Consider the following 19,360-nt stretch of genomic DNA (forward strand, 5'->3'; position numbering starts at 1 on the left):
CGGGCGCGCGACTTCGAGCGAGCGGCTACGGATGCGAACGCACGAGACCGTCGATGTTGAAGTTCGACTTGACCCGCGCCTTGAGCTGGTCGGCTTCGCCGCGCGTGACCACCGGACCGGCCTTGACGCGGGTCAGCGTGCCCTTGTCGGTCTGCACGGTCTCGGTGAAAGCACCGATGCCCGCGGCGCGCAGCCGGTCGCGCAGTGCATTGGCTTCGCTGGCGTTGCCATAGGCGCCAAGCTGCACGGAGAAACCGGTGCCGGCCGCGGTCGTTGGAGCCGGAGCCGGAGCGGATGGTGCGGCAGTCGGCGCCGGCGGCCGCGACGCCGCGCTGCCACCGGACGATGCCGGCGCTGCCGCGTCCAGCGCTACCACCGCGGCCGTGGCGCGCGAGCCGATGCTGCCGGCGCGCACGCGCGCGGACTCCGCATCGGCACGCGAAGCATAGGGACCGATGCGGACCCGCCAGGCATCACGATCGCCAACGCGGGTTTCTTCCACATAGGCAGGAAGGTTGGACTGGCGGAGGCGGTTGACGACGGTGCCGGCGTCGGCGCGCGAACCGTACGCGCCGAAGTTCACCGCGTAGTCGCCGCCGGCGGTGGCCGCGGGCAGGCGCGCCGGGGGCGTTGCGGGCTCGGGCTTTGAAGGTTCCGGCTTGGGAGGCTCGGGCCTTGCCGGCAGCGGAGCTTCGGGCGCCGGTCCGGCCGCCGCGACGGGGCGCTGCGGCGCGAGAGGCTCGGGCTGCGTGGCCGGTCGTTCCTGCGCCGGCAGGGGCGCCACGTCGGCCGCATCACCCTCGGCCAATGGAGCCACGTCCACGTCGGATGCGAGATCGGCCGCATCTTCGGCGCGCGCATCGCCTTGCGGCGCTGCGGTGGCTGTGTCCACGGTTGCCAGGCTGCCGTCGTCGGCGAGCAGGCCGGCGCTGCTCGTGGCGCTGGGCGCCACCAGCGGCAGGTCGCGGGTGACGTACTCGCCAGAGGGCGCGTCCGGGACGTGCAGCGAAAGATCCGACACGCCGCTGTCGGGGGCGGGACCCTGCACCAGCATCGGCAGGAAGATCACGGCCAGCGCAATCAGTACCGCGGCGCCGATCAGGCGCTGTTTCAGTCCGGAGTCCATGGAGGCTCGAGGCAACGGGGGCCGCTGAATTATACGGCCCCGCCGGGCTCCGCTTCTGAATCCCCGGCAGCGAGCCACGCGAGCGCCGCGCCGGCGACGTGGAAGGAGCCGAAGGCGATCACGCGTTCGCCCGGATGGGCCTGTGCCAGTGCCGCCGACAGCGCCCCGGCAGCGTCGGCGTGGCGCTGCGCGGTTCCGGCCGCGGTGCCGGCCAGGGCGTCGGCCAATGCATGGGCATCACGGCCACGAGCGCCGACCCCGGCAATGCCGGCGAGATGCCAGGCATCCACGCAGGGCGCGATCGCGGCGACCACGCCAACGGCGTCCTTGTCGGCCAGCGCGCCGTACACGGCCATGGTGCGCATCGCCGGCGCCTCATGCAGCCACTCGGCCAGCGCGCGCGCCGCCTGCGGGTTGTGGCCGACATCCACCAGCACCTCCACGCCCCCGCGTTCGAAACGCTGCAGGCGCCCCGGCACTTGCGCGGCCGCCACGCCGCACGCCCAGGCGCCGTCGTCGATCTCCACGTCCAGCGCGCGCAGCGCGGCGATCGCGGCCGCGGCGTTGCGCAGCTGTGCCGGCGCGGCCATGCGCGGCCGCGGCAGCGCCAGCTCGAACCCGGGCTCGCGCCACCACCAGCCATCGCCGGCATCATCGCGGCCGAATCGGTAGTCGCTGCCGGCCCGGATCGCGGAGGCGCCGATGGCATAGGCGTGGCCGAGAACGCTCGACGGCGGATCATCCTCGCCCAGCACCAGCGGCGTCCACGGCCGCGCGATGCCGACCTTCTCGGTGCCGATGGCCTCGCGGTCGGCACCAAGCCAGTCCTGGTGGTCGAGGTCGACGGTGGTGATCACCGCGACGTCGGGATCGACCAGGTTCACGGCGTCCAGGCGCCCGCCCAGCCCGACCTCGAGCACGGCGAGATCGAGCCCGGCGCGTTCGAACAGCCACAGCGCGGCGAGCGTGCCGTATTCGAAATACGTCAGCGTGGTCGCGCCACGCGCGGCCTCGACCGCTTCGAACGCCGCCACCAGGCCGGCATCGTCCACGTCTTCGCCATCGATGCGCACGCGCTCGTTGTAGGCCAGCAGGTGCGGCGATGTGTACGCGCCCACCCGCAACCCGGAGGCAGCGGCGATCGCCTCGATGAAGGCCACGGTCGAACCCTTGCCGTTGCTGCCGGCGACGGTCGCCACCAGGCGCGCCGGCCGGCCGAGGCCCATGCGCTCGGCCACGGCGCGCACGCGATCGAGGCCGAGGTCGACCTCGCGCGGATGCCGGCCCTCGATGTCATGGAGCCAGTCCTGAAGGCTGCGCGCTGCGGCCATGGTTCAGAGCGCCCGGTGCACCGCTTCGCCGAACAGCAGGGTGTGGTGCGCGCAGTCGTTCATGCGCACCACGTCCAGGTGCCCGGCATCGGGCCCTTCAAGCAGGTTGAGCGTGGCCGGCGCCTGGCGGAAGGTCCACAGCCGAAACAGCGGCAGGCCCAGCACCCGGCACAGCAGCACGCGGTTGACCGCGTCGTGGGACACCACCAGCAGGGTGTCCTCCGGACCCAGGCCTTCACAGGCCTTGGCGAACGCCGGCCAGGCGCGCTCGAGCACCTGCTTCAACGACTCGCCACCGGGCATCTGCACCTTGTCCGGCGTATCGCGCCACGCCGCCAGGCGCTCCGGGTCCACTTCACGGATCTCGCTGGCAAGCTTGCCTTCCCAGGTTCCGTGGGCGATTTCCATCAGCCCCTCGTCGACCTCGAGCATGTCCGCACGCGCCTCGCCCAGCGCCAGCCGCGCCGTGTCGTACGCGCGCGACAGCGGCGACGCCACGGCGCGGTCGATGCGCACGTCGTGCAGGCGCTCGCCCAAGCGCAGCGCCTGCCTGGCACCGGTATCGGAGAGCGGGATGTCCTCCTGCCCCTGGTAGCGGCCGGCGCGGTTCCACTCGGTCTCGCCGTGGCGAGCGAGGAGCACCCTCAACGCTTCGGCTCCAGCCCCAGCTCGGCCAGCACGCGCGGCGCCGGGTAGACCTCCTGCATGATCCAGCGCATGTAGCGCTGGTCGACCGAGATCATGCGCGTCATCACCGGGTCGAACACCCAGTTCGACGCCACCGACTCCCAGTTGCCGTCGAAGGCGAGGCCGACCAGCTTGCCCTGTGCATCGAGCACCGGCGAACCGGAGTTGCCACCGGTGATGTCGAGGTCGGCGAGGAAGTTGACCGGCACCGACTTCAGGCGGCGGTCCTGCAGGCCGCCGTACCGCTTCCCGGCCACGGCATCGAGCAGCGCCTTCGGGGCGTCGAACGGATCTTCGCCGGTGTCCTTGGCCGGGATCTCCTCGAGCACGGTGAACGGCTTCTGCGGCGTGCCGTCGAGCTTGGTGTAGGGCTTGACGTTGCCGAAGGTGATGCGCAGCGAGGAGTTGGCGTCCGGATAGACGAACTCGCCCTTGCTGGCCTTGTAGTCGGCCACCGCCTGCAGGTAGACCGGGCGCGCCAGCAGCGCGTCGCCGGCGCGGGCCTTGCGCTCGGCCTCCTGCGCCAGCAGCGTGGGCATGATCGCCACCGCGTAGCGGATCGCGGGATCCTTGCTTTTCTCGAAGGCCTTGCGGTCGGCCTTCAGCCATTTCAGGCGGGTCTCGGTGCTGTCGGCCAACTCGCTGCGCCCGAGGCGGTCGAGCACGCCGTTGATCGCCTTGTCATCGCTGCCGCCCAGCCAGGCGTCCACGGCTTCAAGGCGCTGGGCCTGCGGCAACTTGACGTACTCGGCCAGCCAGTACCGCTGCAGGCCGCGGTCCATTTCCGGCACGTAGCGGCGCTCCATCTGACGCACCGCGCCCTCGATCGTGGGCAGGTCGCGCTCCTGGTAGCCCTGCTCGCGCTCGGCGTCGGGCTTCTCGCGCTCGATCGCCAGGCGGTAGCCGCGGATCGCGGTCGACAGCACGCCGGTGCCGTTGAACTGGCCGAACACCAGGTCGCGCTCGCGGGTGGCGCGGCTGGCTTCGTTGAGCTCGAGAATGCGCGCGTAGGCGTCGAGCACGGCCTGGCCGGCTTCGCCTTCGTCTCGTGCCCAGGCCAGCACCTCGGCTTCCTGGCGCTCCTTGGTGGCCATCGCCTTGGTGCGCTCGAAGCCGGCGAGCTGGCTGTCGTAGTTCTTGTAGACGTTTTCCCAGCCGCGCATGGTGCTGGCGTACTTAACCTCGATGTCGGGATTGGCCGCGCCCGCTTCGGCGACCATCTTCTGCAGCGCCTTGTAGTGGCGGACCACGGTCGGGTACTGCCAGTCCTGGGTGTCCTTGAACTCGCTGGCCAGCGCATAGCGCGCGGTCCGGCCGGGATAGCCGGCGACCATCACGAAGTCGCCCTCGCCCAGCGGCTTGTCGGCGAACTCGAGCCAGCGCTTCGGCTGGTAGGGCACGTTGTCCTCGGCGAAGGCCGCCGGCTTGCCGTCCTTGCCGACGTAGGCGCGGTAGAAAGAAAAGTCGCCCGTGTGCCGCGGCCACATCCAGTTGTCGGTTTCGCCGCCGTAGGCGCCGACGCTGCCCTGCGGCGCGTAGACCAGGCGCACGTCGCTGATCTCGAGGTTCTTGAACAGGCGGTAGGTATTGCCCCCGGCAAAGCTGTACAGGCGGCAGCGATAGCCCTCGTCGGCCTCGCAGCCGGCGACCAGGGACTTCTCGATCGCGTCCAGCGCGTTGGTGCGGCCGATCGCATCGGGCGCCGCGGCCACGGCGGCCTGCACCTTGGCGGTCACGTCCTCGATCGACTCCAGCGCGAAGATGCGCGAATTCGGTCCGGCGCTGATCTCGTCGCCGATCGCCGCGGCATAGAAGCCGTCGCGCATGAGGTTGTTCTCGGGCGTGGAATTGAGCTGGATCGCGCCATAGGCGCAGTGGTGGTTGGTCGCCACCAGGCCCTGCGGCGAGACGAAGCTCGCGGTGCAGCCGCCCAGCGAGACCACGGCGCCGAGCGGGTCACCGGTCAGGTCGGCAAGCTGTTCGGGCTTGAGCTTGAGGCCGGCCTTCTTCAGCGGCTTGGCGATCTCGGGGAGCTGCTGCGGGACCCACATGCCTTCGCCGGAGTGGGCGGGGCTGGCGGCAGCGGCCGCGAAGGCCGCGACGGCGGCGGCGAGAAGTGTCTTGCCCATAGGTTCGGTGTCCTGGACGGTTGGATGATTCGGAGTTTAACGGCCGAGGCCGGCGGCGGGAGCCTGCCTGTCGGCCTGGTCGAGCGGCAGCCCCATCTCGCGCAGCAGCTGCGGCGCGGGATAGACGCGGGCCATGATCCAGCGCATGTAGCGGGCGTCGACGTGGATCGCGCGCTTGTAGCGCGGATCGAACTTCCAGCTGGCGCTGACCGCCTCCCAGTTGCTGTCGAAGTTGAGGCCGATCAGGCGGCCGCGCGCGTCCATCACCGGCGAGCCGGAGTTGCCCCCGGTGGTGTCGAGGTTGGTAAGCAGGTTCACGGTCTGGGTGCCGAGGCCCGGATCGACCGTGGCGCCGAAGTCGCGGCGGGCGATGGCATCGAGCAGCGGCTGCGGCGCGTCGAAGGGAGCAACGCCGGTGTGCTTCTCGACGATGCCTTCGACGGTCGTCAGCGGCGACCAGCTGACCGCGTCGCGCGGCTGCAGGCCCTCGATGCGGCCGTGGCTCACGCGAAGGGTGGAGTTGGCATCCGGGTAGACCGCCCTGCCCTCGCTGCGGGCGTGGCCGATCATGCCGCGCATGTAGGCCGGGCGCAGGCGCAGCAGCTCGCCGGTGCGTGCCTTGGCCTCGTCCTCGAAGCGCAGGTCGGCCTGCTGCAGGGTCGCGGCCGCCTGCATCAGCGGATCGGTCGATGCCTGGACCTCGGCCGGCCCAGCCGCGAACAGGCGCATGCGCTCGGCTTCGTCGGCCAGGGGGGCGCCGGTGTACAGGCGCTCCAGGCGCGAGGCGATCGTCGCTTCGTCGGTACCGAAGACGGCATCGATTTCGGGCACGCGCTGCTCCGCGGGCAGCGCGGCATGCCGGCCCAGCAGCTCGGCCAGGATCGCTCGCTCCACCGCCGGCGCGTAGCGGCGCTGGGCCTGGCGCAGGGCGGCCTCGATCCGGGCCTCGTCGCGCAGCTGGTAGCCGCTTTCGCGCTCGGCGTCGGGCTTGCCGCGCTCCAGGGCGAGGCGTTGCAGCCGCATCGCACCGCCCAGGAGTTGGGTCTGGGCCTGCATCAGGCTGAACAGCTGGTCGCGTTCGCGCGTGGCCCGGGCAGAGGCGATCACCTCGGCCGCGGCGTCGATGTCGGCACGCGTCGCGGCGGCGTCGGGCTGGCCGGACAGCCACGTCGCCATCGCCGCCTCTTCGGTGCGGCGGCCGGCGACGGCATCGCTGCGGCGCAGGCCGTCGAGCTCGCCCTGGGCGCGCTTGAGCGTGTTCTTGAGGCTGGCGACCTGGGCGGCATAGCGCACTTCGGCGTCGGCATCGCCGGCCGAGCCGCGCTCGACCGCCGCCAGCAGCGCGGTCATCAGCTCCACGCGCGAGGGCAGCTGCCACTCGACCTGGTCGGCGAACTCGGCCGCGGTGCGGTGGCGGAAGGTGCGGCCGGGATAGCCCGCCAGCATCGCGAAGTCGCCTTCGGCCAGCGGCTCGGTCGAGACCGTCAGCCAGGCCGCGGGCTTGAACGGCACGTTGTCCGGCGAATACGCCGCGGGTTTGCCGTCCGGCCCGACATAGGCGCGGTAGAAGGTGAAGTCGCCGCTGTGCCGCGGCCACATGAAGTTGTCGATCTCGTCGCCGTAGCTGCCGATCGCATCCGGCGGCGCGTAGGCCAGCCGCACATCGCGGATCTCGAGCTGGCGCACCAGGTCGAAATCGGTGCCGTAGTACATGTCGACCACGCTGCAGCGGTAGCCGGGCTCCTCGGCCTCGCACTCGGCCACGGCGGCCTTGGATGCGGTCTCGACCGCGTCGTGGTAGGCGCGGCCGGTCCTGCCGCAGGCATCGGCCAGGATGCGATCGGTGATGCGCTCGAAGCGGTCGGTGACCAGCACCCGCGCGCCCGGGCCCGCCGACAGCTCTTCGGCCATCGTCGGCGCGTTGAAGCCGTTGGCGATGAGGTTGTTTCCAGGCGTCGAATTCAGCTGGATCGCGCCGTGTGCGCAGTGGTGGTTCGTGACCACCAGGCCCTGCGGCGAAACGAAGCTCGCGGTGCAGCCTCCAAGCGAGACCACGGCGCTCATCGGCGGCTTCGACAGGTCGGACAGGTCCTTGGGGTCGCCCTGGAAGCCGGAAGCGCGCATGGCCGATTCGATCTCCGGCAGCTGGGAGGGCAGCCACATGCCTTCGTCGGCAAGGGCGGCGGCGGGCAGCAGCAGGGCGGCGGCGAGGGCCGTGGCGATGGGGCTCGGGCGCATGGGATTACCGGTGGTCTGGACAGCCCGCGACCATAGGCCGCGGCGGCGGCCGGGTGCAAATGTCGCCGGTCATGCCCCGGGCTGCACGCCGCGGCGGCGGTACAATGGGCGTTTCGACCATCCGACCGGCCCAACCATGTCGCAGCCCCAGCAGTCCACCATTCCCGCCACCATGAAGGCGCTGGTCAAGCGCGAGCTTGCCCGCGGCATCTGGATGGAGGAAGTCCCCGTCCCCGAGCCCGGCGCCAACGAGGTCCTGATCCGCCTCGAGAAGACCGCCATCTGCGGCACCGACCTGCACATCTACCTCTGGGACGAGTGGGCGCAGCGCACCATTCCGCAAGGCCTGACCATCGGCCACGAGTTCGTGGGCCGCGTGGTGAAGCTCGGCCCCGGCGCGGCCGGCTACGAGATCGGCCAGCGGGTCTCGGCCGAAGGCCACATCGTCTGCGGCCAGTGCCGCAACTGCCGTGCCGGCCGCCAGCACCTGTGCCCGAACACGGTCGGCATCGGCGTCAACCGCAACGGCGCCTTCGCCGAGTACATCGTGATGCCGGCCAGCAACCTGTGGCCGATCCCCGACCAGATCCCGTCGGAGCTGGCCGCGTTCTTCGATCCCTACGGCAACGCCGCGCACTGCGCGCTGGAGTTCGACGTGGTCGGCGAAGACGTGCTGATCACCGGCGCCGGCCCGATCGGCGTGATGGCCGCGGGCATCTGCAAGCACATCGGCGCGCGCAACGTGGTGGTCACCGACGTCAACGACTTCCGCCTGAAGCTGGCCGCCGACATGGGCGCCACGCGGGTGGTCAACGTCAGCAAGACCTCGGTGAAGGACGTGATGGCCGAGCTGCACATGGACGGCTTCGACGTCGGCCTGGAGATGAGCGGCAACCCGGCGGCGTTCAACGACATGCTCGACTGCATGTACCACGGCGGCAAGGTCGCACTCCTCGGCCTGCTGCCCAAGGGCGCGGGCATCGACTGGGACCGGGTGATCTTCAAGGGGCTCACGCTGCACGGCATCTACGGCCGCCGCATGTACGAGACCTGGTACAAGATGACGCAGCTGGTGCTGTCGGGCTTCCCGCTGCACAAGGTGCTGAGCCACCAGCTGCCGGCGGACGAGTTCCAGAAGGGCTTCGACCTGATGGAGTCGGGCAAGTCGGGCAAGGTGGTCCTGAGCTGGTAGCCCGGTCGCGCGAAGGCAGGTGGCGCCGCCGAGGCGCGACACGCCGTGAATACGTCCATGTAGGCTCTCGGCGGCATCCATGCCGCCGAAGGTCGCGCCTCGACGGCGCCACCTGCCTTCCCCATCGTTGAGGTGTCCTGTGTCCCTGACCGAACGCTACAGCCAGACCCTGACAGAGATCCGCGAGGCGGGCCTGTTCAAGGCCGAACGCATCATCACCAGCCCGCAGTCGGCCGAGATCGAACTCGCCGACGGCCGCAGGGTGCTGAATTTCTGCGCCAACAATTACCTCGGCCTTGCCGACCATCCGGACGTCATCGCCGCCGCGCGCGAGGCGCTGGACACGCACGGCTTCGGCATGGCCTCGGTGCGCTTCATCTGCGGCACCCAGGACCTGCACAAGGAGCTGGAGCGGACGATTTCCGGTTTCTTCGGCAAGGAGGACACGATCCTCTATGCCGCCTGCTTCGACGCCAACGGCGGGCTGTTCGAACCGCTGCTGGGCGACGGCGATGCGATCATCAGCGACGCGCTCAACCACGCCTCGATCATCGACGGCGTGCGCCTGTGCAAGGCGAAGCGCTACCGCTACGCCAACTGCGACATGGCCGACCTGGAAGCGCAGCTCAAGCAGGCGAAGGCCGACGGCGCGCGCACGATCATGATCACCACCGACGGCGTGTTCTCGATGGACGGCTTCATCGCGCCGCTCGACGAGATCACCGCGCTCGCCGGCAAGTACGGCGCACTGGTCCACATCGACGAGTGCCACGCGACGGGGTTCATCGGCGCAACCGGCCGCGGCTCTGCCGAGGTCAAGGGCGTGCTCGAGAAGATCGACATCATCACCGGCACCCTGGGCAAGGCCATGGGCGGCGCGCTGGGCGGCTTCACCACGGCCAAGGCCGAGGTGATCGAGCTGCTGCGCCAGCGCTCGCGGCCGTATCTCTTCTCGAACTCGCTGCCGCCGCACGTGGTGGCCGCGGGCACGAAGGCGTTCCAGATGCTCGACGCCGCCGGCGGGCTGCGCGAGCGGCTGGCGGAGAACACCGCGTACTTCCGCGAGCGCATGACCACGGCCGGCTTCGACATCAAGCCCGGCACGCATCCGATCAGCCCGGTGATGCTGTACGACGCGCCGCTGGCGCAGCGCTTCGCCGAGCGCCTGCTCGAGGAAGGCATCTACGCGATCGGGTTCTTCTTCCCGGTGGTGCCGCAGGGCCAGGCGCGGATCCGCACGCAGCTGTCGGCGGCGCACACGCGCGAGCACCTGGACCGGGCGATCGACGCCTTTACCCGCATCGGGCACGAACTGGGCGTCATCAAGGACTGAAACGCGACGCCGCGGCGCAGCTGCGCCGCGGGCCGCGAGGAGGTCAGCGCGGCTCGGAGCCGTCGTCCGCGGGGACCTGGGCAGGCTGTGTTCCAGCGGCCGCGGCTTCGGGCGCGGCTCCCACGGGCACGCCTTCGACGGCCGGCACCGCATCGCCGGCCGGTGCGGCCACGGCGCCAGCCGCCGGTGCGGGAGTCCTGCCACGAGCGATCCGGACGCCGCGCGTCTTCATCCAGGCATCGAACTCGTCGGCGGTCATCTGCCGGCCGTTCTGGTTCATATCGAAGCGCCAGGGCGTGTTGTCGAATTCGGTCTTGGGCTTGTAGGCACCGGGGTCATTCGGATCCGCCACGCTCGCGGGCGCTGCGATCGCCACGTTGCGGCAGCCTTCGATGCGCCGGCGCAGCAGCACTTCGTCGACCGTCTGCGACTCGTCGTACGCATGCCCAAGCACGCCGCTGTTGGCGCCGAGCATGTACGAGGGCGCGGCCAGTTCGGTCGCCAGCGGCGCAAGCACCGTGACCCGCTGCGCGGCGACGCCCGCGCTCGGCAGGCTGCCGCAGTCGATCGCCGCCAGGGCCATTCCCGGAACCAGGAGGCCCACTGCCGCCACACTCATCAACGCTGACCGCTTCATTGCTCTTGCCCCGCTTCGTCTGCACAGGGCGAGAGTCTAGCAGCCTCCAAATGCACGAAGCCCGGCACAAGGCCGGGCTCCGTGGTGTCACCTGTGCCGACGTCCTCAGTTCTGGACGTTCAGCTCCGTGCGGCGGTTGCGCGCGCGGCCGTCCGGGTTGTCCGAACCGTCGTCATTGGTGTTCGGCGCGATCGGGCGGCTCTCGCCGTAACCGGTCGGACCCACCATGCGCGACGAGTCGATGCNTTGCGAACGGCGCATCGCGCGTACCGCGGTCATTGTCCTGCAGGTTGAAACCAGCGCCACCGGTCAGGTACCAGCGGTCGTCGAAATCCTGGGCGAAGGCGGCGGGGGCGACGCCCAAGCCAGCCAGCAGGGCTGCGCACAGCAACTTCTTGTTCATCATGGTGTCGCTCCTTGGAAAAGGTGCACGAATCCGGCAGCGCCGGAACCGCATCACTCGAGTTGTGGGGCACGACGGCCGCCTCCCGGGCCGCCATCGGAGTGCAGGTTAGATTCGAAGATGTGAAGATGGCGTTAACGCTGGTCTAACAAATCGTCCGGAAGCGGCCGAGCCGGGCTCTTGCCGTGGATGTCACATGCCCGCATCGTGACCCATCCCGTACGCCGACGAATGTGAATGACCGCCGCATCTCCGTACCCGCACCTTCTTTCGCCCATCGACCTTGGATTCACCACCCTGCGCAACCGCGTGCTGATGGGTTCGATGCACACCGGGCTGGAAGACCAGCGGCGCGATTTCCCCAAGCTCGCCGCCTACTTCGCCGAGCGCGCCGCCGGAGGCGTCGGACTGATGGTCACCGGCGGCTTTGCTCCGAGCCTGACCGGCTGGCTGAAACCTTTCGCCGGCAAGCTCACGCGGCGCGCGGAAGTGGCCCGGCACCGGCAGGTCACCGATGCGGTCCATGCGCATGACTCGCGCATCTGCCTGCAACTGCTCCACGCCGGGCGCTACGCCTACCACCCGCTCTCGGTATCGGCGTCGGCGCTGAAGGCGCCCATCAATCCGTTCCGGCCCCGGGCGCTGTCCGCGCGCGGCGTGGAGCGCCAGATCGACGCCTTCGCGCACGCCGCGCGGCTTGGGCGCGAAGCCGGCTATGACGGCGTCGAGGTCATGGGCTCGGAGGGCTACCTGCTGAACCAGTTCACGGTCGCGCGTACCAACCGACGCCACGACCGCTGGGGCGGCAGCGTCGAGAACCGCATGCGTTTCGCGGTGGAAATCGTGCGCCGCGTGCGCGAGGCCTGCGGGCCGGACTTCATCATCATCTACCGTTTGTCGATGCTCGACCTGGTCGAGGACGGCAACGACTGGCCGGCCATCGTGGCCCAGGCACGCGCGGTCGAGGCAGCGGGCGCGACCATCATCAACACCGGCATCGGCTGGCACGAAGCCCGGGTACCGACCATCACCACCTCGGTGCCCCGGGCCGCCTTCGCCGGGGTCACCGCCCGCCTCATGCCCGAGGTCTCGGTGCCGCTGGTGGCGACCAACCGGATCAACATGCCCGATGTCGCCGAATCGATCCTCGCCACCGGCCAGGCGGACATGGTGTCGATGGCACGCCCACTGCTGGCCGATCCGGACTGGGTGGCGAAAGCCGCCGCCGGGCGCGCGGATGCGATCAACACCTGCATCGCCTGCAACCAGGCCTGCCTGGACCACGTGTTCCAGAATCGCCGCGCGAGCTGCCTCGTGAACCCGCGCGCCTGCCATGAAACCGAGCTGGCCTATTCGCCAGCCACTGCGCCACGGCGGATCGCGGTGGTCGGCGCGGGGCCGGCGGGCCTGGCCTGCGCCACGGTGGCGGCCGGGCGAGGCCACGCCGTGACCCTGTTCGAGGCCGGAGACTCGATTGGCGGCCAGTTCAACCTGGCGCGGCGGATCCCGGGCAAGGAGGAATTCGAGGAGACCCTGCGCTACTACCGGCTGCAATTGCGCGAAACCGGCGTCGACCTGCGCTTGGGCACCCGTGCGACGCCGCGGCTGCTGGAAGGCTTCGATGCCGTGGTGCTGGCCACGGGCGTGGTTCCGCGCGTGGCGCACTTCGAAGGACACGACCATCCTCGCGTGGTGGGCTACACCGACGTGCTGCTCGGCAACGTCGTTCCCGGCGGCAAGGTGGCGATCATCGGCGCCGGTGGCATCGGCTTCGACGTCGCCGAGTTCCTGGTCCATGACGGACCTTCGCCCAGCCTGGATCCCGTCCGCTGGATGAAGGAATGGGGCGTCGATCCCGCTTCCGCTACGCCTGGCGGCCTGCAGCCGCCGCAACCGGAGCCGCCGGCGCGTGGGGTGTGGCTGCTGCAGCGCAGCGCAGGGCGTCCGGGCGCGAAACTGGGCAAGACCACTGGCTGGACCCACCGGGCAACGCTCAAGGCCAAGGGCGTACGCATGCAGGGCGGGGTCGAGTACCGCCGCGTGGACGATGCCGGACTGCACGTGACCATCGACGGCGTCGAGCAGGTGCTCGATGTCGACCATGTCGTGGTCTGTGCCGGACAGGAGCCGCGGCGCGCACTGCTCGATGAACTGGACGGCCGCGGCCTGGAGCTGCACGTGATCGGCGGCGCGGACGTCGCCGCCGAGCTCGACGCCAAGCGCGCGATCGAACAGGGAAGCCGGCTCGCCGCTGCGCTTTGACGCGTTTTCTTGCCGCGCTCGCAACAGCCCGCCGACCCCCTGTTCAGCTGGGATTGCGAAAACCGGCAGTACCTTGCGCGCACTTTCTCCGTCGCCACTTCGGCGGAACCGGCACGACCCGCACTCCCGCGGGCTTCGCGCCCGGGCAGCAAAGCGCCACAGAGTGCCGCCGCCCTCCCCAACACGCCAGGCCGATCCGCACTGCGGTGCCCGGACCCATGCAGGGATCCGGCGCCAAAGCCGTGCGGGCGGCGCAACGGAGCAAGGAGCCGCCATGAAACTCGCCTGGATCCTGTGGTTGGCATCGATCATGCCGCCACCGGCCGCAGATTCCCTCTGCCTCAGCACCACGCTGTACCTCGAAGCCCGCGACCAGTCCGTCCTCGGCCAGCATGCCGTGGCCGAAGTCGCCCTGCGGCGCGCCGACAGCGGCCTGTGGGGTGATTCGGTCTGCGACGTGGTCACCGCGCGCAAGCAGTTCGCGCCGACCATCGTCTCGCCGAACACGCGCCTGACCAACACCGAAGCCTGGTCGCAGGCCGTGACCATCGCACTCGAGTCGCAGAGCAACTGGGCGCTGCCGGCCGGTGAGCGCAAGGAAGTCGTGCCCGGCGCCAGCCACTTCCTGGCACACGCCATCGCCAGCCCGAGCTGGCGCAACGCCTACCAGGTGGCGACCATCGGCGACCACACCTTCCTGCGCGTGCAGCGCCTGAAGCCCAGGTCGTGACCCTGGGTTCCGCAGGCCTGCACTGATCGCGCCTGCACCCACGGCCCAGCCTTGAGCGGGGCACCGGCTGCGCCGATGATGACGGCCTACCCCCGCGCGGAGCCGCACATGAAACTGTATTCAAAGCCGGGCGCCTGCTCGACCGCCGTCCACGTCGCACTGCAGTGGAGCGGTGGCCCATTCGAGGTGGAAATCCTTGACGGGTCCTCGATGAAGGCGCCGGCATTCCTGGCGATCAATCCCAGCGGAGCAGTGCCGGCGCTCATCGACGGCGATTTCGTGCTCACCCAGAACGCCGCGATCATGGGTTACATCGCCGACCTGCGGCCGCAGGCGGGCCTGGCCGGCGACGGCTCGCCGCGCCAGCGCGCCGAGGCGGCACGCTGGCTCGCCTTCGTCAATTCCGACCTGCACCCGGCGTTCAAGCCGATCTTCGGACCATCGCGCTACATCGGTGACGAGTCGCGGCACGATGCGCTGAAGGCCGCGGCGCGCAAGCTGGTCCGGGGACTCATGGAAACCGCCGACAGACGCCTGGCGGACCATGAATGGCTGGCCGGCTTCCGCAGCTTCGCCGATCCCTACTTCTACATCACGGTGCGCTGGGCGCACGGCACCGGCGTGGACATGTCCGGGCTGGACAACATCGCGGCCTTCAAGGCACGGATGGAGGCCGACCCGGGCGTGCGCGCCGCGCTGGACGCCGAGGGACTGGAATAGACCAAAGCGGCGGGGCCGCAGCGCACTACCACCGCATCGCGGCTCCCACTCCGGAAAAAAAACGGCGCCCATCGGGCGCCGTCTTCGCTTGCAGCCTGGCCCCGCCTCAGCCGCGATCGGCCATCGGCACCCAGTCGCGGTTCTCGGGACCGGTGTAGTTCGCGCTCGGGCGGATGATCTTGCCGTCGATGCGCTGCTCGATCACGTGCGCGCTCCAGCCGCTGGTGCGCGCGATCACGAACAGCGGCGTGAACATCGCCGTCGGCACGCCCATCATGTGGTAGCTCACCGCGCTGAACCAGTCGAGGTTGGGGAACATCTTCTTGGCGTCCCACATCACCGACTCCAGGCGCTCGGCGATGTCGTACATCGTGTTGTCGCCCTGCTCCGCCGACAGCTCCTTCGCGACCTCCTTGATGATGCCGTTGCGGGGATCGGAGACGGTATAGACCGGGTGGCCGAAGCCGATCACGACTTCCCTGCGGCCAACGCGCTCACGGATGTCGGCCTCGGCTTCGTCCGGCGAGTCGTAGCGCTGCTGGACTTCGAATGCGACCTCGTTGGCGCCGCCGTGCTTCGGCCCGCGCAGCGCGCCGATCGCGCCGGTGATGCAGGAATGCATGTCGCTGCCGGTACCGGCAATGACGCGCGAGGCGAACGTGGACGCGTTGAACTCGTGCTCCGCGTACAGGATTAGCGAGGTGTGCATCGCGCGCACCCAGCTCTCGCGCGGCGGCTCGCCGTGCAGCAGGTGCAGGAAGTGCCCGCCGATGGAGTCGTCGTCGGTCTCGACATCGATGACCCGGCCGTTGTGGCTGTAGTGGTACCAGTACAACAGCATCGAACCCAGCGAGGCCATCAGCTTGTCGGCGATGTCGCGCGCTCCGGGATGGTTGTGGTCGTCCTTCTCCGGGGAAACGCAGCCCAGCACCGAAACGCCGGTACGCATCACGTCCATCGGGTGCGCCGAGGGCGGCAGCTCTTCGAGTGCCGCCTTGACCGCAGCCGGGATGCCGCGCAGCGACTTCAGCTTCGCCTTGTAGCCCGCGAGCTCGGCCTTCGACGGCAGTTTGCCGTGGACCAGCAGGTAGGCGACCTCTTCGAACTCGGCCGTAGTGGCGAACTGCGTGATGTCGTAGCCGCGGTAATGCAGGTCGTTGCCGCTGCGGCCGACGCTGCACAGCGCGGTGTTGCCGGCGGCGGTGCCGGACAGGGCCACCGACTTCTTCGGCTTGGGCAGGGTGCTGGGGGTCTCGCTCATCAGGTACTCCAGTGCAACGTGTGTGGTCGCGCAGCGCGCGTGCCGGCGTGGGTCAGTCCTTCGAGAACAGCGTGTCGAGCTTGTCCTCGTAGGCGTGGTAGCCGAGGAAGTCGTACAGCTCCGCTCGCGTCTGCAGGGTGTCGACGATGTTTTTCTGCGTGCCCTCGCGGCGCACGGTCTCGTAGAAGTTCAGCGCCGCCTTGTTCATGGCGCGATAGGCGCCGCAGCAGTAGAGCGCGATGTCGACGCCGGCCGAGCGCAGCTGGTCGGTGGTGAAGAACGGGGTGGAACCGAACTCGGTGAGGTTAGCCAGGATCGGCACCTTCACTGCGTCCTTGAACTTGCGGTAGTCCTCGAGCGAGGTCATCGCCTCGGGGAAGATCATGTCGGCGCCGGCCTCGACGTAGGCGATCGCGCGCTCGATCGCCGAGTCGATGCCCTCCACCGCCGCCGCGTCGGTGCGCGCCATGATCACGAAGCCGGCTTCGGTGCGGCCATCGACCGCGGATTTCACCCGGTCGACCATCTCGCCCTTCGACACCACTTCCTTGTTGGGACGGTGGCCGCAGCGCTTCTGGCCGACCTGGTCCTCCATGTGCACGGCGGCGACACCGGCGCGCTCGAAGCTGCGGACGGTGCGGGAGATGTTGAAGGCACCGCCCCAGCCGGTGTCGATATCGACCAGCAGCGGCAGGCCGGTGGCCTCGACGATGCGGCGGGCGTCGATCAGCACGTCCTCCATGGTGCTGATGCCGAGGTCGGGCATACCCAGGGAGTTCGCGGCGACGCCGCCACCGGACAGGTACAGCGCCTTGTAACCGGTGCGCCTGGCCATCAGGCCGGCATAGGCGGTGATGGCGCCCATCACCTGCAGCGGGGATTCGTCGGCGACGGCGGCGCGGAAGCGCGCGCCTGCGGAAACATGCTCGGACATGGGGAAGTCTGCGTTGGGGAACACCGCCATTCTAGCGGAGCGCGCGGGTGCACGGCCCCGCGACCGCCCCGGGCGCAGGGCGCGCAGGCGCTGCCAAGGCCTGTTCGCGAGTCGGCAGCCGGAGGCATCCCGGGCCGCCCGTCGCGGCAATTTCCCGGAACAGCTCAGCTGCCGGCGTCGGCGCCGCGTTCGATCGCGTCACGGATGTCATCGAGCGCGCCCGGATCATCAAGCGTGGACAGGTCGCCGGGATCGCGCGACTCGGCAAGGGCCTGGATCGAGCGCCGCAGCAGCTTGCCCGAGCGCGTCTTGGGCAGCGACGCAACCACGTAGATCCGCGCCGGGCGCGCGATCGCGCCCAGCTGCTCCACCACCCTGCCCTGCATCTCGTGCGCGGCCAGGGACGCGTCCGCGGCCTGCTTCAGCGTGGCGAACACCACCGGCACCTGGCCCTTGATCGCATCGTGCACGCCGATCACCGCGACCTCGGCCACGCCCGGATGGCCCGACACCGATTCTTCGATCTCGCGCGTGCCCAGGCGATGCCCGGCCACGTTGATCACGTCGTCGGTGCGCCCGAGGATGTACGCGTAGCCGTCCTCGTCGCGGATCGCCCAGTCCAGCGAGCTGTAGAGCGGCTCCCGGAAGTGGCTGAAGTAGCTGGCGATGAAGCGCTCGTCGTTGCGCCAGACCGTGCTCAGGCATCCCGGCGGCAGCGGCGGCTGGATCACCAGCACGCCCTTCTCGCCGGCCGGCGCGTCCTCGCCGGTGACCTCGTTGATCACCCGCAGCCTGTAGCCCAGGTTCGGCAGGCCCGGCGAGCCCAGCTTGACCGGCTTCATGTCCAGCCCCGGCATCAGGGTCAGCACTGGCCAACCGGTCTCGGTCTGCCAGTAGTTGTCGATCACCGGCTTGCCGAGCACGCCGGAGATCCAGCTCGCGGTGGGCTCGTCCAGCGGCTCCCCGGCCAGGAAGAGGTGCTCGAGCTTCGACAGGTCGCGATCGGTGATGTACGTGGTGTCGAACTTCTTCAGCACCCGCAGCGCGGTGGGCGCGGAAAACAGCGTGCGCACGCCGTAGCGTTCGCAGAGCTCCCACCAGATGCCCGGATCCGGCCGGGTCGGCATTCCCTCGTAGATGATCGAGGTGGCGCCCGCGATCAGCGGCCCGTAGACGTTGTAGGAATGCCCCACCACCCAGCCGATGTCGGAGGTGGAGAACATCACCTGCCCGGCGCGGATGTCGTAGACCGCCCACATCGACAGCACCAGCGCCACCGCGTAACCGCCGACGTCGCGCTGCACGCCTTTGGGGGTGCCGGTGGTCCCGGAGGTGTAAAGGATGTAGCTGGGTTCGTTGGACTCCAGCCACTGCACGGGCACCTGTGCGTCTTCGTGGCCGCGCCGCAGCGTCGCGTAGTCGAGGTCGCGGCCCTCCTGCATCGGCACCTCGGCCAGCCCGCGGCTGACCACCAGCACGCGCGCCGGCGGATGCGCGGCCTGGGCCAGCGCCTCGTCCACCAGCGGTTTGAAGGGGATGACCTTGCCGCCGCGGCTGCCGGCGTCGGCGCAGACCAGCACCTTCGGCTCGGCGTCGTCGATCCGCAGCGCCAGGTTCTTCGAGGCGAAGCCGCCGAACACCACCGAGTGGATCGCGCCGATGCGCGCGCAGGCCAGCATCGCCACCACCGCATCCACGGTGTGCGGCATGTAGATCACCACCCGGTCGCCCTTGCCCACGCCCAGCGAGCCGAGCACGGCGGCGAACACGTTCACTTCACGATGCAGTTCGCGGTAGCTCAGCTCGCGGACGCTGCCGGTCTCGGTGGAACAACCCACCAGCGCGAGCTGGTCGCCGCGCGCGTCGAGGTGCCGGTCGACCGCGTTGTGGCACAGGTTGGTCTCGCCGCCGACGAACCATTTTCGGAACGGCGGGTTGGAGTAGTCGAGGATCTTCTCCGGCGCCTTGTGCCAGTAAATGGCTTCGGCCTGCTCGGCCCAGAAGGCCTCCGGCTCCTCGACCGAACGCCGGTACACGTCTTCGTAGCGCATGGCGGCCTCCAATGGTTCGATCGAGGCTAGTCCGCCACGCCGCCACGCGCGCTACGACGTTGGTCGAATGCCTTCACCGCACCGTGGTGGTCAGCGCTGCCCGTCCGTACCCAGGGGGTGGGCTGTGGCGCTATTCGGCTTCGGACCGAAGATCAAAAGCGGGGCGTCCGCGTGGCCGGGCCGTGATCGTCAGGTCCGGTGAGGGCTCGATCGCTCCGGACGTAGGCGCGCTTGCTCCAGCCGACCGCCCAGAAGCTCCGGGTCCGCCGTGGATGCAGGGGGGATGTCCAGAGCCGGCCATGGATGGCCGGCGGCCGGATGATGGG

At 69.8% G+C, this 19,360-nt stretch carries 14 protein-coding genes and 1 pseudogene; 5 read left to right on the forward strand and 10 right to left on the reverse strand.

Annotated features, from left to right (window positions below):
- Positions 1-25: 25 nt before the first annotated feature.
- The 5 genes from ACW7GZ_RS06850 to ACW7GZ_RS06870 are packed head-to-tail and all read right to left on the reverse strand — an operon-like array spanning position 26 to position 7,511.
- Positions 26-1,126 (reverse strand): SPOR domain-containing protein, encoded by a 1,101-nt coding sequence (locus tag ACW7GZ_RS06850; RefSeq protein ID WP_457008509.1) that lies wholly within the window; start codon positions 1,124-1,126, stop codon positions 26-28.
- Between the two features lie 29 nt (positions 1,127-1,155).
- Positions 1,156-2,457, reverse strand: coding sequence for a bifunctional tetrahydrofolate synthase/dihydrofolate synthase (gene folC / locus ACW7GZ_RS06855; RefSeq protein ID WP_457008511.1), 1,302 nt, complete (start codon positions 2,455-2,457; stop codon positions 1,156-1,158).
- A gap of 3 nt (positions 2,458-2,460) precedes the next feature.
- Positions 2,461-3,105, reverse strand: coding sequence for a histidine phosphatase family protein (locus ACW7GZ_RS06860; protein WP_457008513.1), 645 nt, complete (start codon positions 3,103-3,105; stop codon positions 2,461-2,463).
- A complete protein-coding gene (locus ACW7GZ_RS06865) occupies positions 3,102-5,273 on the reverse strand; it encodes a S46 family peptidase (RefSeq protein ID WP_457002974.1) in 2,172 nt (723 codons plus the stop codon). The genes ACW7GZ_RS06860 and ACW7GZ_RS06865 overlap by 4 nt, the downstream gene beginning before the upstream one ends.
- 36 nt (positions 5,274-5,309) lie before the next feature.
- Positions 5,310-7,511 carry a S46 family peptidase gene (locus ACW7GZ_RS06870; protein WP_457008515.1) on the reverse strand — a complete coding sequence of 734 codons (2,202 nt, stop codon included), beginning with the start codon at positions 7,509-7,511 and terminating at the stop codon, positions 5,310-5,312.
- Positions 7,512-7,671: 160 nt separating this feature from the next.
- Here ACW7GZ_RS06870 and tdh point away from each other — a divergent pair, with 160 nt between their 5' ends.
- Both tdh and kbl read left to right on the forward strand, forming a co-directional pair.
- On the forward strand, positions 7,672-8,703 hold the full coding sequence (gene tdh, locus ACW7GZ_RS06875; protein ID WP_457003952.1) for an L-threonine 3-dehydrogenase: 1,032 nt from the start codon (positions 7,672-7,674) through the stop codon (positions 8,701-8,703).
- 79 nt (positions 8,704-8,782) lie between these two features.
- Positions 8,783-10,036 (forward strand): glycine C-acetyltransferase, encoded by a 1,254-nt coding sequence (gene kbl / locus ACW7GZ_RS06880; protein WP_457002970.1) that lies wholly within the window; start codon positions 8,783-8,785, stop codon positions 10,034-10,036.
- Between the two features lie 43 nt (positions 10,037-10,079).
- On the opposite strand, the gene ACW7GZ_RS06885 is transcribed toward kbl, so the two are convergent.
- Together ACW7GZ_RS06885 and ACW7GZ_RS06890 are read right to left on the reverse strand one after the other, a co-directional pair.
- On the reverse strand, positions 10,080-10,658 hold the full coding sequence (locus tag ACW7GZ_RS06885; protein WP_457003950.1) for a hypothetical protein: 579 nt from the start codon (positions 10,656-10,658) through the stop codon (positions 10,080-10,082).
- 120 nt (positions 10,659-10,778) lie between these two features.
- Positions 10,779-10,913, reverse strand: a pseudogene (locus ACW7GZ_RS06890) (OmpA family protein); the annotation flags it as partial.
- Between the two features lie 400 nt (positions 10,914-11,313).
- Between ACW7GZ_RS06890 and ACW7GZ_RS06895 the strand changes: the two are divergent.
- The 3 genes from ACW7GZ_RS06895 to ACW7GZ_RS06905 all read left to right on the forward strand — a co-directional run bounded on the left by ACW7GZ_RS06895 (position 11,314) and on the right by ACW7GZ_RS06905 (position 14,788).
- Positions 11,314-13,338, forward strand: a complete 2,025-nt coding sequence (locus ACW7GZ_RS06895; RefSeq protein ID WP_457008517.1) for an oxidoreductase — start codon at positions 11,314-11,316, stop codon at positions 13,336-13,338.
- Between the two features lie 274 nt (positions 13,339-13,612).
- Complete coding sequence (locus ACW7GZ_RS06900; protein ID WP_457002966.1) at positions 13,613-14,068, forward strand: cell wall hydrolase; 456 nt, start codon at positions 13,613-13,615, stop codon at positions 14,066-14,068.
- 108 nt (positions 14,069-14,176) lie between these two features.
- Positions 14,177-14,788 (forward strand): glutathione S-transferase family protein, encoded by a 612-nt coding sequence (locus ACW7GZ_RS06905; protein WP_457008519.1) that lies wholly within the window; start codon positions 14,177-14,179, stop codon positions 14,786-14,788.
- 106 nt (positions 14,789-14,894) lie between these two features.
- Here ACW7GZ_RS06905 and prpC read toward each other — a convergent pair whose 3' ends face one another.
- The 3 genes from prpC to prpE all read right to left on the reverse strand — a co-directional run bounded on the left by prpC (position 14,895) and on the right by prpE (position 19,034).
- Positions 14,895-16,049, reverse strand: a complete 1,155-nt coding sequence (prpC, locus tag ACW7GZ_RS06910; protein WP_457002962.1) for a bifunctional 2-methylcitrate synthase/citrate synthase — start codon at positions 16,047-16,049, stop codon at positions 14,895-14,897.
- A 52-nt stretch (positions 16,050-16,101) separates the two neighbouring features.
- Positions 16,102-16,983, reverse strand: a complete 882-nt coding sequence (gene prpB, locus ACW7GZ_RS06915) for a methylisocitrate lyase (protein ID WP_457008521.1) — start codon at positions 16,981-16,983, stop codon at positions 16,102-16,104.
- Between the two features lie 164 nt (positions 16,984-17,147).
- Positions 17,148-19,034 carry a propionate--CoA ligase gene (prpE, locus tag ACW7GZ_RS06920; protein ID WP_457008523.1) on the reverse strand — a complete coding sequence of 629 codons (1,887 nt, stop codon included), beginning with the start codon at positions 19,032-19,034 and terminating at the stop codon, positions 17,148-17,150.
- Between the last annotated feature and the right edge of the window lie 326 nt (positions 19,035-19,360).

Source organism: Luteimonas sp. A537 (assembly GCF_054052065.1).